This is a genomic window from Methanohalophilus sp. DAL1, from assembly GCF_001683555.1.
GTDB lineage: Archaea > Halobacteriota > Methanosarcinia > Methanosarcinales > Methanosarcinaceae > Methanohalophilus > Methanohalophilus euhalobius.
The window spans coordinates 1-15,555 of sequence record NZ_MAFX01000025.1; the positions used below are offsets into that span (position 1 = coordinate 1).

Annotated in this window: 13 protein-coding genes and 1 pseudogene; 10 read left to right on the forward strand and 4 right to left on the reverse strand. The window is 42.5% G+C overall.

What is annotated here, in order from left to right; translation table 11 throughout:
- The first annotated feature begins 494 nt into the window (after nt 1-494).
- The 3 genes from A9957_RS06065 to A9957_RS06075 all read left to right on the forward strand — a co-directional run bounded on the left by A9957_RS06065 (nt 495) and on the right by A9957_RS06075 (nt 2,469).
- Complete coding sequence (locus A9957_RS06065; RefSeq protein WP_013036943.1) at nt 495-860, forward strand: carboxymuconolactone decarboxylase family protein; 366 nt, start codon at nt 495-497, stop codon at nt 858-860.
- A 45-nt stretch (nt 861-905) separates the two neighbouring features.
- A complete protein-coding gene (locus tag A9957_RS06070) occupies nt 906-1,409 on the forward strand; it encodes a type 1 glutamine amidotransferase domain-containing protein (protein WP_105460995.1) in 504 nt (167 codons plus the stop codon).
- Between the two features lie 205 nt (nt 1,410-1,614).
- On the forward strand, nt 1,615-2,469 hold the full coding sequence (locus A9957_RS06075) for a 4Fe-4S binding protein (RefSeq protein WP_164909051.1): 855 nt from the start codon (nt 1,615-1,617) through the stop codon (nt 2,467-2,469).
- A 5-nt stretch (nt 2,470-2,474) separates the two neighbouring features.
- On the opposite strand, the gene A9957_RS06080 is transcribed toward A9957_RS06075, so the two are convergent.
- Nucleotides 2,475-3,698, reverse strand: coding sequence for an NADP-dependent malic enzyme (locus A9957_RS06080; protein WP_096713015.1), 1,224 nt, complete (start codon nt 3,696-3,698; stop codon nt 2,475-2,477).
- A 169-nt stretch (nt 3,699-3,867) separates the two neighbouring features.
- Between A9957_RS06080 and A9957_RS06085 the strand changes: the two genes are divergently transcribed.
- Nucleotides 3,868-4,299: a peptidylprolyl isomerase gene (locus tag A9957_RS06085; RefSeq protein ID WP_292343523.1), complete on the forward strand. Its 432-nt coding sequence runs from the start codon at nt 3,868-3,870 to the stop codon at nt 4,297-4,299.
- Nucleotides 4,300-4,487: 188 nt separating this feature from the next.
- Here the strand turns inward: A9957_RS06085 and acnA are convergent, their stop codons facing one another.
- From acnA to A9957_RS06100, 3 genes are all read right to left on the reverse strand, one after another.
- Entirely contained in the window at nt 4,488-7,265 is a 2,778-nt protein-coding gene (gene acnA / locus A9957_RS06090; RefSeq protein ID WP_292343525.1) for an aconitate hydratase AcnA, read from the reverse strand.
- Between the two features lie 379 nt (nt 7,266-7,644).
- Nucleotides 7,645-8,283 carry a CDGSH iron-sulfur domain-containing protein gene (locus tag A9957_RS06095; RefSeq protein WP_105460999.1) on the reverse strand — a complete coding sequence of 213 codons (639 nt, stop codon included), beginning with the start codon at nt 8,281-8,283 and terminating at the stop codon, nt 7,645-7,647.
- Between the two features lie 72 nt (nt 8,284-8,355).
- A complete protein-coding gene (locus A9957_RS06100; RefSeq protein WP_096713018.1) occupies nt 8,356-8,781 on the reverse strand; it encodes a hypothetical protein in 426 nt (141 codons plus the stop codon).
- A gap of 422 nt (nt 8,782-9,203) precedes the next feature.
- Here A9957_RS06100 and eif1A point away from each other — a divergent pair, with 422 nt between their 5' ends.
- From eif1A to A9957_RS06130, 6 genes and pseudogenes are all read left to right on the forward strand, one after another.
- Complete coding sequence (gene eif1A, locus A9957_RS06105) at nt 9,204-9,539, forward strand: translation initiation factor eIF-1A (RefSeq protein ID WP_096713019.1); 336 nt, start codon at nt 9,204-9,206, stop codon at nt 9,537-9,539.
- Nucleotides 9,540-9,740: 201 nt separating this feature from the next.
- Nucleotides 9,741-10,817: a KamA family radical SAM protein gene (locus tag A9957_RS06110; protein WP_096713020.1), complete on the forward strand. Its 1,077-nt coding sequence runs from the start codon at nt 9,741-9,743 to the stop codon at nt 10,815-10,817.
- A 379-nt stretch (nt 10,818-11,196) separates the two neighbouring features.
- Nucleotides 11,197-11,679 (forward strand): MarR family winged helix-turn-helix transcriptional regulator, encoded by a 483-nt coding sequence (locus A9957_RS06115; RefSeq protein WP_292343527.1) that lies wholly within the window; start codon nt 11,197-11,199, stop codon nt 11,677-11,679.
- 218 nt (nt 11,680-11,897) lie between these two features.
- Nucleotides 11,898-14,219, forward strand: a complete 2,322-nt coding sequence (locus A9957_RS06120; protein ID WP_292343528.1) for an RND family transporter — start codon at nt 11,898-11,900, stop codon at nt 14,217-14,219.
- Nucleotides 14,216-15,316, forward strand: coding sequence for a COG1361 S-layer family protein (locus A9957_RS06125; RefSeq protein WP_292343530.1), 1,101 nt, complete (start codon nt 14,216-14,218; stop codon nt 15,314-15,316). Before A9957_RS06120 ends, A9957_RS06125 begins: the two co-directional genes overlap by 4 nt.
- A 23-nt stretch (nt 15,317-15,339) precedes the next feature.
- Nucleotides 15,340-15,555 (forward strand): annotated as a pseudogene (locus A9957_RS06130) (hypothetical protein); the annotation flags it as partial.

The window sequence follows — 15,555 nt, forward strand, 5'->3', positions numbered from 1 at the left end:
GACGAGATTCTGGGACATTTGGAGAAGCTGGGCTGAAGCGGTTATTGATTTTATGGAATGTATTCCCTGCAGCAAATCAAGACATTTTTGCTAAAATCCTCTTTTTCTCATTCCCTTTTTTGAAATCAACAGATAGGCTTCGGCAAGAAGTAGCAATCCAATGCAGACAATTGTGGATAATCAGGGGATACTGCCCTCCAAAACCATCAGTTGAGATGTGTTTGGACAATATGCTCGCATATGCCCACACAATAACAAGGCCATAGGCAACACCCCTGTTTTTCAGTAAAGCTATCGGGAGGTGTTGTTAAGTTCAGGTGCTCAAAATTAGCTAAGTACTGTAATTAACTTTTAGATTTTTGCTAACCCAAATGAAGTCACAAAAAAATATAATATTAATTATGGCGTAAACTGCTTCTGTGGAGAATTACACTTCACCAAATGTATTTATATAGCATGCAACCAGAAACGCATGTACTAAATTGGGGTATAACATGTCAGAACATGAAGAACTTGAACATGAAGAATTACTGGACAGTATGAGCAACAAACTGGGTTTCACTCCTCAAATCCTGAAAACATTGGGTGAGATCGATCCGCATTTCCTGAAAAAATACAATCATTGCAATCAGAAACTCCTATCCGATGGTGCGCTGCCTGCAAAGATGAAAATTCTTATGGCACTTGCAGTGGTGGCATCCAAGCAATGTGAACGATGCACGGTTGTACAGATGCAGAGTGCCTTGAAAAACGGGGCCACTGCTGAAGAGATTATGGAGACCATGGAAGTCATATCCATAACCTCGGGTGCACCCGCTGTAGCTGCCTGCAGGGATGCTTTGAAACTTCTCAAGGAATAATCCCGAATTATTCCGGTTTTTCAATTTTTACGGGGGTACATTTGAATGAAAGTTTTGGTTTTTGGGGCTGATGGTTTTGAAGATCTCGAGTTGTTTTATCCTTTGCACAGGTTGAAAGAGGAATGTATCGATGCGAGGGTGGTATCTGTTTCCCGTGGGACTATTGAGGGTAAACATGGCTATCATGTTGAAGCGGACCTGTCTTTTGATGAGGTCGATCCCAATGAATACGATGCACTGGTAATTTCCGGTGGCAAGGGGCCTGAGATCATGCGGCTGAATGAATATGCGCTGGATATAGTGAAGCATTTCATGAATGAAGAAAAACCTGTGGCTGCTATCTGTCACGGCCCTCAGCTTCTGATCTCCGCCCGGGTGCTGGATGGTCGCAAGGCCACCTGTTGGCCCGGTATCAGGGATGACCTGATCGTAGCAGGTGCAGATTACAGGGATAGTGAAGTAATAGTTGATGGCAACCTTATAACTTCACGTCATCCGGGTGACCTTTTCGCCTTTGGACGTGAGTTGCTTGGTTTGATTAAAGGATGAAATAAGGTTTCCGGGATTTCCCGGATCCTGTTTTTTGCTATAATTCGTCTAATTTTCAGTTTGATTTATTGAATTCGAAATGTTGTAGGTTTGTAAATCTGTCTGAAAATAATTAACTATATATTAAAATAATATCTTTTTTTAAATTCTGTCGGTCATATTTATATATACTTTTCTTCATCACCCCGGCTAATAAGTGATCATTATGAGTAATGAGAAAAACAACCTTAAATCGTTGAAGAATAATGGTTTTCTGCCCCAGAAACAGGACCACAAATTTTCAATGCGTACACATCTTGTTGGCGGGTATGTAGAGGCAAACCAGTTGCGTGCCCTTGCCGATGCTGCAGAAAAATATGGGGCAGGGCATATCCATATTACCTCGCGGCAGGGTGCGGAGATTCCTTTTGTGGATTTGGATGATGTTGCAAATATAAGTGAAGAGATGAAATATTCAGGTCTCTTTGGCGGGGCAAGTGGCCAGAAGGTACGGGGTGTAGTGTCATGTCAGGGTAACACCGTCTGCAACCACGGTCTCATTAACTGTCCTGAACTGGCTGCAAGAATCGATGAGATATATTTTGGAACCTACGTTCCCAAAAAATTCAAGATTGCAATAACCGGCTGTCCTGCATCCTGCATGAAACCTCAGGAAAATGATTTCGGTATTATGGGGGTGGTACGACCTGAATGGGTGGAAAACAATTGTGTGGCCTGTGGCCTCTGTGAAAAGGTTTGCAAGGCCGGTGCCATAACCATTGATAACGGCCAGGTAGACATCGACAGTAACAGTTGCATATATTGTGGTGAATGCATCACTTCCTGCAAAAAAGATGCAATCTTGGGAGTAGAATCCGGTTACACTATATTTGTAGGAGGCAAGGTTGGACGCTTCCCTCGCGCCTGTGACAAACTCATAGAATTAACCGATGAACAAAGCCTGTTCTCTATTCTCGAAAAGACGCTTGCCTATTACAGGAAATACGGACAGGATGGAGAACGTTTTGGTGACCTGCTTGACAGGCGGGGATTTGCTGAATACAGGGATGCGGTCCTTTAATTCCATTATTTTTTACGGGCGACACCACTCTTTATAGCCGCATCTGCAACAGCCTTTGCCACAGCAGGGACAACTCTCCTGTCAAGAGGATTGGGTATTATGTAATCTTCTTCAATGCCGTCCTCTTCTACAATTGCAGCAAGGGCATTAGCGGCTGCAAGTTCCATCTCCAGATTGATCTGGATGGCCCTGGTGTCCAGTGCACCTTTAAAGATCCCCGGAAATCCCAAACAATTGTTGATCTGGTTGGGACAATCAGATCTTCCGGTTGCCACTATACGAGCGCCTGCTTCAAAGGCTTTAAGGGGCATGATTTCAGGTATGGGATTTGCCATAGCAAAGATAATGGCGTCATTGTTCATGGAAGCAACCATATCTTCTGTAAGGATTTCGGGAACAGAAACGCCTATAAATACGTCAGATCCAGCTACGGCGTCAGTAAGACTTCCCTTTTTTTCTTCAGGATTTGAAAATTCAGCGATTTTCACTTTTTCAGGATTCATCCCCTCTGTACGTTTTTTGCGAATAATTCCATGTCTGTCACATACAAGCAGGTTTTCAGATCTCACTCCTGTATGAAGGAGTTTTCTGGCAATGGCCATGCCGGCAGCACCGGCCCCAGATATAACGAGTTTAATCTCGTTGATTTTTTTGCCGGTAAGTTTAAGTGCATTCAGCAGGCCTGCGATTGTAACAATTGCGGTTCCATGTTGATCGTCATGTATTACGGGTATTGGCAATTCCTTTTTGAGCCGCCTTTCAATTTCAAAGCAGCGGGGTGCACTTATGTCTTCGAGATTGATCCCTCCGAAAACCGGGGCGATATTTTTGACAGTTTTAATAATTTCTTCGGTGTCCTGGGTATCAAGACATATCGGGAATGCATTAATTCCTGCAAGTTCCTTGAATATGATAGCTTTACCTTCCATCACAGGTAAACCTGCAGATGCACCGATGTTTCCCAGCCCCAGAATAGCTGAGCCGTCTGTTATGATTGCGACGGTGTTCTCTTTCAGTGTATATTTATATACATCATCATTGTTTTCAGCGATTCGTTTGCAGGGCTCGGCAACACCGGGAGTATAGGCAATGCTTAAGTCCCGGGTATTGTCCAGACGGACTTTACTTGCCACTTCAAGGACACCATGATGTTTTTCGTGTAATTGGAGGGACTCCTCTCCCAGTGAGTCATCGGCTTGTATGCACGATTTTACTGTCAATTTTTTCAACTTTTACTCTCCTTTATACTGCTTAATTCCCGGATTTATAATTATGAAAGTTATCTACTTATAATCTCGCTAATGTGAATTTCACCCAAAACACCTAAGTAAGGTAGACAACCTCGGTTGGCTATGAGATGAGTGAGAACTCGTTTTTATACAACACTGAGTTGATATATTGTCAATAAAAGATGGCGACACAATAAAGATCGATTATACAGGCACTCTGGATGATGGCACAGTTTTCGACAGTTCCGAAAATCATGAGGAGCCTCTTGAATTTACTGTAGGGGCAGGTCAGGTTATTCAGGGATTTGACGATGCTGTCAGAGATATGGAAGAAGGTGAAGAAAAAGAGTTCAGACTTGAGCCTTCTGAAGCCTATGGTGAATACAATGATGGTCTTTCCCAACCAGTACCTAAAGACAACATTCAGTCAGACATTGACGTTGAAGTTGGAATGATGTTGCTGGTGAAAACACCAGATGGCCAGGAACTTCCTGCAAAGATTGTCGAAGTAGGCGATGAGGAAGTCATACTCGATATGAATCATCCCCTTGCCGGTAAGGCATTGAACTTCAATATACAGGTCAAAGAGATATCATCCTGATATCTCTTTTTCATCTAATTTCCTAATTACTTTCCTGAAATTACTGCTGACTGATTAACGTTTTTTATCGATATATTTTACCCAGCGAAGGCTCTGGAAATGTATCGTTTAGGTAGCAAAATAATATATGAATCAAATATAGGTGTAATTTTCTGGAAGGAAAAATATGAAAAAAGGAGGATGGGGAATTATTCCCCTTTTGCCTTGTCCCTCAGGAACTTGTGCAGGATTCCACCGTTTTTGCAGTAGTCCACTTCGATGTCAGAATTGAGATTTACAATTACATTGAATATGACTTCATTCCCATCCGGGTGACGGGCTACAACATCGAGTTCGCCACCGGGCTTCATTTCCGGGATGCCCCTGATGGTGTAGGTTTCATCGCCTTTAAGTCCCAGGCTTTCTTTATTTTCACCTTCCCTGAACTGCAGGGGGATCACTCCCATTCCCACAAGATTACTGCGGTGAATTCTTTCGTAGGACTGTGCGATCACAGCTTTTACACCGAGAAGTTGTGTACCCTTGGCCGCCCAGTCACGGGAACTGCCTGTTCCATATTCCTTGCCTGCGATTACCACCAGTGGAATGCTATTTTCCATGTATTTCATGGCAGCATCATAGATTGGCATCTCCTCTGCCTCAGGGAGGTAAACAGTCCATGAACCTTCCTTGCCAGGCACAAGTTTGTTTTTCAGGCGCACGTTACCGAAGGTTCCACGCATCATCACTTCGTGATTGCCCCTTCTGGAACCATAGGAATTGAACTCTTCTTCCGCCACGCCGTGTTCCATCAGGTATCTGCCTGCAGGATAATCAGCAGGAATCGAGCCTGCTGGAGATATATGGTCGGTGGTAATGCTGTCATCCACAACTACAAGCGCCCTTGCATCCTTTATATCTTTCATATTTTCGATATCAATAGGGAAGTCCTGGAAAAATGGAGGTTCCTGTATGTAGGTGGATGCGTTGTTCCAGTCGTACAGTAATCCTTCCGGAGCGTCGAGTTCCTGCCAGCGCTCAGTCCCCTGGAATACATTGGCATATTCTTTCTCGAACATTTCGGGTTGTACATATTCGCCACAGTACTGTTCTATCTCGCCGTTCGCAGGCCAGATATCCTTCAGGTAGACCGGTTCACCGTTCGGGTCACATGCAATAGGTTCCTCTGTGAGGTCAATATCCACCGTGCCTGCCAGGGCAAAGGCAACCACGAGCATAGGGGATGCCAGGTAATTGGCTTTTACATGGGGGCTGATCCTGCCCTCGAAATTCCTGTTTCCGCTGAGTACCGATGCAACAGTCAGGTCACGCTCCTCAATTTCCTTTACTACCGATTTATGCAGGGGTCCACTGTTCCCAATACATGTGAGACAGCCGTAGCCCACAAGGTGGAATCCCAGGGCTTCCAAATAAGGTACAAGGCCGGCTGCTTCCAGATAGTTCATTACCGCTTTTGATCCGGGTCCAAAACTGGTTTTCACAAATTGTTTGGCCTTAAGCCCTCTTTCAACTGCCTTTTTCGCAACCAGTCCGGCACCGATAAGCACTGAAGGATTTGAGGTATTGGTACAGGATGTGATGGAAGCAATGGCAACAGAACCATGGTTTAGGTCGGCTTCTTCTCCTTCACATTTGATCTTCATGATCCCGCTGTGGTCGGGATGGATTTTCTCCACAACATTATAACCCCCCTCTTCAAGCCAGCGATTGTAATCCGGATCGGTCTCGAAGTCTTCAGTTCCCTTCTTCAGGGAGTATACATCCTTCATTGTCCTGTGGAAAACTGCGGACATATCACTGAGCACAATGCGGTCCTGTGGTCTTTTCGGACCTGCAAGGGAGGGCTGCACCGTACCCATATCAAGTCCAAGAGTGGATGTATATTCCGGAACCGGTGCATCACGTTCTGCAAACAAGCCCTGCTTCTTGCAATATTGGAAAACCATGTTCACATGTTCTTCACTGCGTCCGGTCATGCGCATGTAATCCAGTGTAACTTCGTCAACAGGGCAAAATCCCATTGTTGCGCCGTATTCCGGACCCATGTTGGCAAGGATTGCCCTGTCAGGCAGGGAAAGTTTCCTGTAACCGGGACCATAGAATTCCACGAATTTACCTACAACACCGTGTTCCCTGAGCATCTGGGTTACTGTGAGTACAAGATCTGTGGCTGTGATTCCTTCTTTCAGTTCTCCTCTTAGTTCAAAACCCACAACTTCAGGTATTGGCATATAGTAGGGCTGGCCAAGCATAACCGCTTCGGCCTCGATCCCACCGACACCCCATCCCAGGACACCCAGACCATTGATCATTGTTGTATGGGAATCGGTTCCTACAAGAGTATCGGGATAGGCGACAGTTTCGCCGTTTTCTTCCCGCAGATGTACCACATTTGCCAGGTGTTCAAGGTTTACCTGGTGGATTATGCCGCTTCCCGGAGGTACTACGTTGAAATTGTCAAAGGCATTCTGTGCCCAGTGCAGCAGTTCGTAACGTTCCCTGTTTCTCTGGAACTCATGTTTCTCATTACAGTTTCTTGCATAGGAAGTGCCGTAACAATCGACCTGTACTGAGTGGTCTATAATAAGATCTGCAGGAATTACAGGGTTAATTTCTTCCGGATTTCCACCAAGTTTTTTCATTGCAGACCTCATTGCGGCAATATCCACAACCGCAGGTACGCCTGTAAAATCCTGCAGGATTACCCTTGAAGGAATATATGGGATGTCTGTTTTTGGTACATTGCCGGGTTTCCAGCCTGCAAGGTTTTTTACATCCTCTTCGGTTACAACCTTGCCATCTGTATTCCTTACCAGATTTTCCAGTAATACCCGGATGGAATAGGGAAGAGAAGTAATTTTGCAAAGGCCATTTTCCTCAAGTTTATCCAGACGGTATATGGTACTTTTCTTACCCCTGGTATCAAGAGTATCTCTTGCTTTAAAAGAAATTGAATTATTATCCATAATTGGCACCTGTAAATATAAATTCGTTAAACGAATTTGCGCGTGGTCTTATCAATCTGTTATCTGAATATTGTTCGAGACAATGTGCAAAGTCAGCCCGATATCCTTCCAGTGGCAAAAACTGCCGTTGCAAGTTTGGGAGGGTGTCAAGCTATTTGTAGACGACACCGGAATAAAAATCGACATTCGGGTATATAGGTTTACCCCTTTTTACACATATTTTTCATATGCCTTTCTCTATCTTCTCGGTAATCTCGAACCACTATTAGGTCACATCGATCATGATAGTTTTCCAAAAAAAGTAAGAAATAATAATCGGTGTTTTCCTGTATGACCAACCGATTTTCTATTGTGCTTTTTCACCAGATGTACAGGAGTTTCAGTTTTTCTCATCCTCGAATTCAATGTACCGGTGACTTCCATCGCAGAATGGTTTGTTTTTGGAGCCCCCGCATCTGCACAGGCAATAGTGGTCCTGGGTCTCAGGTTCAGATCCATCAGTATCCTCAAGTTCAATATTTCCCACCACATTATAGGCATTGTCCTTCCCGACGAATACTTCCGCATCATGAGGGTAATCTTTGTGCAGCTGTCCATCCATTGTGTAGCTCAATGCTCCGGATGGGCACATCCTGATAACCCTCGCAATCTCTTCTGGATCTGCGCCGTCAGGGTCTATCCAGGGTTCAACGCCTCTTCTGAAAACCGAAGGCAAATTATCTGTACAGTGACCCCTGTGGGAACATACACCACGGTTGTCATGGATCGTGATTGATTTTCCTTTGTAAGTATCCATTTTGTCAGGAACGCGGTCTTCTTTCTTTTCCCCTGAAAAATCGTTCTTCATGTGTGTGCCATCGCAAAAAGGCTTGCTTGCGGACCCTCCACATCTGCACATTGCCATGGTGGGCTTTGTTTCAATGAATACCCCTTTTGAATTACGCAGGGTTTTTAGATTGCTTACAATGTATGGTCCGTCTTTTGATACTCTTATAATGGTTTTGTCTTCTTTATCCATTGACATTCCCCTTGCATAGACTTTTGTCTGAATAGCTTAAGTAATTATTACGAAATAATGTCTATGTTTTATTCAGTATTTTCCTGTAAATTTAGCAATTGATCTGTGCAGGCCATGGATGCTGAAATCCTTCCCCAGGTACATCATGGGGCACTTTCCCTTGATTATCTGTATACCAGGGTCCCTCATCTCCTCAATTTCTGGAGTTTCGGTACGCCAGTGTATCCAGAAATTAGAACATCCTTTTTTTTTGAGAGCCTGCACAAAGTCTGCTGGATCGGAGGTTGTGATTCCCAGTACAGCATTTTCTACATTATCTGGTATGTCATCAATACTTTTTATGTCTCCTTTATCGGGGTTAGCTGATAAATCAAAAACGTACACTTCTTTACCTCTATTATTGAGTTCATCTATAGTGTATTTCATTGCTGGTTTAGTATTGTCAGTTATTACTACAAAGGATTGTTTTTCCCAGAAAATTTCCCTATCGTTGTTCATGGAATTCCTCCTATCAAGTAATATTGTACTTCTGGTTACTAACAGATGTCGGTTTTAGAATGTACCAATATGTATGATATCGGGTCGGATTAGACGGGATAATGGAAAATAGGATTAACGTTAATCTTTACTTTCTGTTAACCACTGCTTCAAGTGCAAAGAATATATTGCAAATGTACGTTTAATGTGGTTCTATAGTTATTGGTTTAATTACTCTTTTACAATTACAACTAGTTAATATCTTTTAACTTTTATTTTGCTCTGTTCAATTGGGTTTAAATATGTTGAATGCATATAGAGCAACGTTGTGATTGCATAATTTATTATCAGGAATTGGTTTTGTTTTGGGGATAATTTGTATTAATTCCGCCTTCTGATTACTAAAATAAAATTCCTTCATAAAATCTAAATGAGGTATCAATCTGGCTTATAACAACTATAATAAAAAAAAGAATAAGAATAAACAGCAGAACGAGGGTGCACAATTTACTAAAGTCCGTACTCCGCGTAAGGACAGGAATGAGATTGTTGCTACAGTAACCAGGATGCTTGGAGGCAAAAGGCTTGATCTTCAATGTATGGATGGTGTTGTAAGAATGGGAAGAATTCCCGGTTCCCGTAAAAGACGTATGAGAATACGGGAAGGTGACGTGGTCCTTGCAGTACCTTGGGACATTCAGGATTCAAAAGCCGATGTCGTCTGGAAATACAGAAGACAGGAAGTCGCCTGGCTTCAGAAAAAAGGTTATCTGAAATAATTTTCACTTAATGTGTTGCAGGGATGGAGCGTTTTTTCCATCCATTCACACAATCAGTTTTTAATTAGACACCTTTTTGGGCTTGTCTGGATGTGTTTTTTTGTCTGGATTTGAGCAATACAACTTTGCTCTATTTACAAATATCTACCATAAACAATATATTTTATGACTATTATCTCTTGATAAGGAGTATTCACTATAATGAGTGAAGAATGGAAAGATCAAATTACTAATCAAATTAACTCTCTTGAAAAGCTCGAAGAAATAATCAATCTGACTGAATCTGAAAGGGAAGCCATAAAAACCCTTGATACACACTGGGGTACTACACCTTATTTTGCTTCCCTTATGGACAAGGATGATCCGGAGTGTCCAATCAGGAAACAGATTGTCCCATCCCTTCAGGAAACTCATAACAGGTATGGGATGAAAGATTACCTTGTCTGGAAAGAAAACAGGGCCACCGATGAAGTACGCCCTGATAGTATAGCCAGGCAGTATAAGGACAGGGTCGCATTTACGGTTTTCCAGAAATGTGGTATCTATTGTCGCCATTGTTTCAGGAAAGAACTGGTTGTGAATCATGATCTGAAACTGGATTTTAATGTGGACGATGGTATTGAATGGATTCGCCAGCATCCTGAGGTTCGGGATGTTCTGATAACTGGTGGGGATCCGCTTCTTTTATCGGATGAAAAGATTGAATATATTATTGGAAGTCTTCGGGATATTCCCCATGTTGAGATGATTCGTATTGGCTCACGTTTGCCTATAGTTTTGCCTCACAGGATTACTGATAATCTGAAAAGGATACTGGGTGGATATCATGATGTACCAATTTGGCTGAATACCCAGTGCAATCATCCCAAAGAGATTACTGATAAAACAAAACGTGCGGTCTATGATCTTGTATCTGCAGGTGTTAACGTAGGTAATCAGGCCGTATTGCTGAAAGGCATAAATGATGATGTGCAAACCATAAGGGATTTGCATCAGAAATTATTGACTGCAAGAATCAGGCCATATTATCTGTTCTACTGTGAACCTGCACCGGGAATCGATCATTTCCGTACTCCGGTAGAAAAAGGTGCGGAATTGATACGCGATGGTCTGCGTGGGCACACAACAGGACTTGCTCAGCCAATGTATGTAATTGCAACCAACGTTGGTAAAATTCCTTTGATGCCGGATTATTATATGGTAGATAAAGATGAGGAAAAATATATTCTCAGGAACCATCGGGGTGAATTAACGGAAATCCCGAACATACCCGAGTAAAAAGAAAATGTTTCTTCAGGTTATACGATGTCAGTTTGCTGGCACCAATGATCTATACTATTTATATATTTTTTATAATTATCGGTTTTTAACTTATCAATAAGTTCTTTTTTCTTTTCAGTTCAAATAATTTTAATCTAGGGTCTTCCTACGCGACAAGTATATATGTTAAAATTGGTTTGTAGCACTCACTCCAAACGGGAGGGATTCTGCTTGTATCCCTCTCCCAGTTCATTTACAGTTTCTCATCATTTTCTACGCTTGCCAGGACATTCTCTATTCTGTAAATTATCCAGGGGTTAAATTTATATTTCATTATCCTATTTGTTCGATAAATTGACTATTTGGAATATGAAATATGCTGTGGAGTTGTTGTTAATTGGAAGATGCTCATTCATCTATGAAAGAACTTGCAGCACTGAAACTGGAATACGATATCTTATCCAGAAAACTTATTTATGGTGCTGTGGAAAAAGTTTTTGATGACAAGTCCGAGCCGTTACCATATTTGAAAAATCGCAATCATGCAATCCTTATTCTCGGCCGGGAAAAGGAGATGATGCCTTCTACCCTGGCCAGGTTCCTGAACCTGAAAAAAAGCAGTGTGACAAGCATTATTGATTCTCTTGAGAAGGAGGGTCTGGTAAAAAGGACAGCAGATCCTATGGATCGGAGAAAAATATGGGTCTCACTAACCTCCTCTGGTTACAGGTATATAGATGTTCTTGAAGGCTGTGTGGAGAAATTAGTCGATGTCATGCTTGAAGGGCTTGAAGAGGATGAAATTGACGAAATGCTGCAAAGTATGCGTTCGGTAGTAAATCTGGAACGAAAAATAGCTGACAATGCTTTAAATACTTAAAATAATTGATAAAAATGAATTTTTTTGTGGGTAATGAATAAGTTATATATAGAAGAATTACATGAATCAGCCCCAATATGTAGTCAAGTACTCGTATACAAAATATACAGCATATTTGCGTATATAAATATATCTCTATAAATTAAAAGGAGTGTTTCCCTATTAAAAACATCTTTGAGAAACTGGGTATTTTCGTTGAGGATCATTCGATTGCCATTGTGATAATTGCAATGTTACTTGTTCTTGTTTCATTTGAAGGTGCTCAGCTGATCAAGATGGAATCGGGTACAGAAACATTTGTGGATAAAGATTCGCAGCTGTACCAGAATTATGATCATCTTTACCTGAGTCTTTTTAGTAAGGAAGCCATCGTTGTTATGGTGGAAGGGGGTGATGTAAGGGACAGGGCTTTGCTGGAAGCGCTCGATCGTCTGGAAAAGATGTCGTCTTCGATACCGGGTGTGCTGAGTACACAAAGTGCTTCTTCGGTTGTAAAGGAAGCCAACAAGCTGGAAAACGGCAGATTTGAAATTCCTCAAAATGATGAACAGTTGTCCGAATTGATTCCTTATATCCCATCGTCCCTGTCTCCGGATAAAACTCATACACTTGTTTATATTGAAATGGCAGGGGATACCAGTGAGGTCCGAAAACAGGAAATTCTCAATGAAGTTGAAACTTCGGTAGACCTGGCAGAGATCCCTCCTGGTTACACTTCGATTGTCACCGGTGACCCTGCATTTGAGATAGGGATGAATAAGGAAATGACGTCCAGCATGGGTGTCTTGCTCTTGCTCTCCGTCTTTTTGATGGTCATTGTTCTCTATCTTGTATTCAGGCACGTAAGATGGAGATTGATGCCCCTTGCAATTGTGCTTCTGGGAATAATCTATACTTTCGGTGCAATGGGTTATCTGGGTATACCCATGACCATGGTGTCCATGGCAGCGTTTCCGGTACTTATCGGTCTGGGAATCGATTATGCCATACAGTTCCATAACCGTATTGAAGAAGAACTGGAAAGGGGTGAGTCTCCCCGGGAGGCGGTTATCGACACGATCAAACATACCGGTCCGGCTGTTATGATTGCGCTTACAATCACATCACTTGGCTTTGTTTCTCTGGCAACTTCCACAGTACCTATGGTGCAGGATTTTGCAAAACTCCTTCTTATTGGTGTGTTCATGTGTTTCCTGTCCTCTCTTTTTGTAGGTGTGACTGTTATATACGGGCTTGATACATTTGCAAAAAAAAGACAGGAAAAAGCAAAAAAACATCGTGTAGATTCTCTTCGTCACAGGCTTATCACCCGCAGGTTCAAAAAACCTCATAAAAAGCAAACCAGCACTGATTCAGGTGGCTTTATTGATAATACCCTGCGTTCGGTTGCGACTTTTACGATGAAACATCCCGTTCCCGTACTCATCATTGCAGGTTTGATCTGTGTAAATGGTCTCTACACCGATACCTTTGTCCCAATCCAGACAGACACTGAAACTTTTGTGCCGGAAGATATGCCTGCCCTGATAGACCTCCAGCATCTCGGAGATATTACAGGTGGGGATGATGAGCTCAATGTAATCATAAAGACTTCAAATATTGCAGACCCGGACCTTTTACATTGGGTCGATAAGTTCAGTCAGCATGAAGTTGATAATCGTGATAATGTTTATGCAGCAACAAGTCTCGTCTCACTAATAAAAGATAATAATGGCGGTGTGCTGCCGGATTCAGAGGCAGGGGTAAAGCATGTTCTTTCAGGGATTCCTGATTCTGCAAAGGAGCGATACATAAGTGGCCAGAATATAATGGTTGTCAACCTCAACATCGGTGATGCCATGAGCGGTCTGGGACTGGAAGGTATTGAAACTCTTGCTAATGTCATTGAAGAGGATATTCAGTGGCTTGCTCCTCCACCAGACGTAAGTGTGACAATCACGGGTCACTCTTTTGTGTTTATCGAGGTCATAGGTGCCCTTACATCTGGAAGGATTTTCATGACATACCTGGGGCTTGGAATGGTTTTTGCCGGTCTGCTTTTAATATACAGGGATTTCCTGAAAGCCTTTGTACCTGTCATAACCATGTTTATGGTAATTGGATGGACTGGAGGGCTAATGTACTATCTGAATATGGAATATACGCCGATGACCGCGACCCTTGGAGCTCTGATTTTGGGTGTTGGTTCGGAATATGCGGTACTTATGATGGAGCGCTACTTTGAGGAAAGGGAAAAGGGTGCTCTACCTGAAGCAGCTATGTGTGAAGCCAGTGTTAAGATCGGCAAGGCCATCGTTACTTCCGGCTTGACCACACTATTTGGTTTCCTGGCACTGGTTGCTTCTGCTTTTGGTATTATAAGCAGTTTTGGTATCATTACTGTAATCGATGTTGCCCTTGCTCTGATTGCTACATTTGTCATATTCCCTCCTGTAATTGTAACCCTGGACAAATGGAGGGATAAACACAGAGCAAAAAAAGCAGGGCATAATATGAATTCATCTGCAAATAATCTTCAAACAGGGGCTGATATCTCATGAGTAGGATACAAAACAATATAACTAATTTCAGAAGACCACTGGTCTTTCTGTCCCTGATCTCAGTAATACTGCTTGCAACTCTATTTAGTGGTATGTCTACGGCCCAATCGAAAGAGTACATCCCCCCAACTTATGAATATACTACAAATTATTACAGGGGCTATGGCATGCCGGATATTCATGCTTCAGTGGTAGGGGACACTCATTTTGAGCGGGGTGAAACAGCTACTCTCAATGTAATTCTCTCTAACAGGGGCATTTTGCATGGCTTTAAATCCGTCACAGATGTGGAGGGTGACAAGACCAAACAAGCCCTTGCCATGAAAGAGCTGGAATATGAAACAAAACGCACAATTGCTTACGGTATAAAGACCAGTCTGGTTTCTCCTACTGATTATATAGAGATTGATTCTTCGACCGATGGCCAGACCCTGGAAAAACTGGGTCCCGGAGATTTACCCTCACGTCCTATGACATTCACGATTGAAATTTCGGATTACGCTCCAGCAGGGGACTACGTATTGTTTCTTCCTGTAAGTTATGAATATCAGGAGGATGTTCGTATGACCGGTGGACGGACTATTCAACTAGGGTTGCCTGACATGGATCATGCTACCTATTATAATAATTCGAATAAAACTCTGCAAATACCTATCCATATAGAAAAGGAAGCAGAATTTGAAGTCGTTGATGTTAATGGAGAGCTGGTTGCCGGTGAGGAAAGCGTAATACAGGTGACGTATCGCAATGCAGGTGAATTGACTGCAGAGGATGCTCTTGCCAGGGTGGTCGTCATGGACCCCTTAAGTACCGGCAGTTCTACGGCATTGCTGGGTACTCTTGAACCGGGCGAAGAACATACAGTTTCATTTAATGTTAACTCAGATGTTATGGCTGTTGTCAAGGAATATGCAATAGATAGTGAGATACGTTATATCGATGAAGATGGGGATTACGCATTTTCTGATAACATGAAAATAAATGTGCCAATGCAATCATCAGATAAATGGATTGGTATCACCCAGATTTCACTTTTATTGACTCTTTTGATAACCATATATCTGGTAGTTGACAGTATCCGTAAAAAGAAAAAGTAACTCTGGAAAGGAGAGGAGTGACCATGAATAAAAGAAATTTAATGATAGGAATAATTGCACTGGGAATATCCCTGATGTGCCTGATTCCGGCCTCAGCTGCCGGCTTCACCCCGCAGAATAATGCCTTGCCTGATAATTTTGATTTTAGTGACAACTACTACACTGTATATGGCGGTCCCGATGTAAGCGCAAACATCGTTGGTGATAATGAATTTTATCGTGGGGATAGTGTCACGCTG

Bases quoted from the DNA above. Each gene is read 5' to 3' on its own strand.
- A9957_RS06065 (WP_013036943.1), top strand. From the start codon at position 495: ATGTCAGAACATGAAGAACTTGAACATGAAGAATTACTGGACAGTATG.
- A9957_RS06070 (WP_105460995.1), top strand. From the start codon at position 906: ATGAAAGTTTTGGTTTTTGGGGCTGATGGTTTTGAAGATCTCGAGTTG.
- A9957_RS06125 (WP_292343530.1), top strand. From the start codon at position 14,216: ATGAGTAGGATACAAAACAATATAACTAATTTCAGAAGACCACTGGTC.
- A9957_RS06095 (WP_105460999.1), bottom strand. From the start codon at position 8,283: ATGGATAAAGAAGACAAAACCATTATAAGAGTATCAAAAGACGGACCA.
- A9957_RS06075 (WP_164909051.1), top strand. From the start codon at position 1,615: ATGAGTAATGAGAAAAACAACCTTAAATCGTTGAAGAATAATGGTTTT.
- A9957_RS06100 (WP_096713018.1), bottom strand. From the start codon at position 8,781: ATGAACAACGATAGGGAAATTTTCTGGGAAAAACAATCCTTTGTAGTA.
- A9957_RS06110 (WP_096713020.1), top strand. From the start codon at position 9,741: ATGAGTGAAGAATGGAAAGATCAAATTACTAATCAAATTAACTCTCTT.
- acnA (WP_292343525.1), bottom strand. From the start codon at position 7,265: ATGGATAATAATTCAATTTCTTTTAAAGCAAGAGATACTCTTGATACC.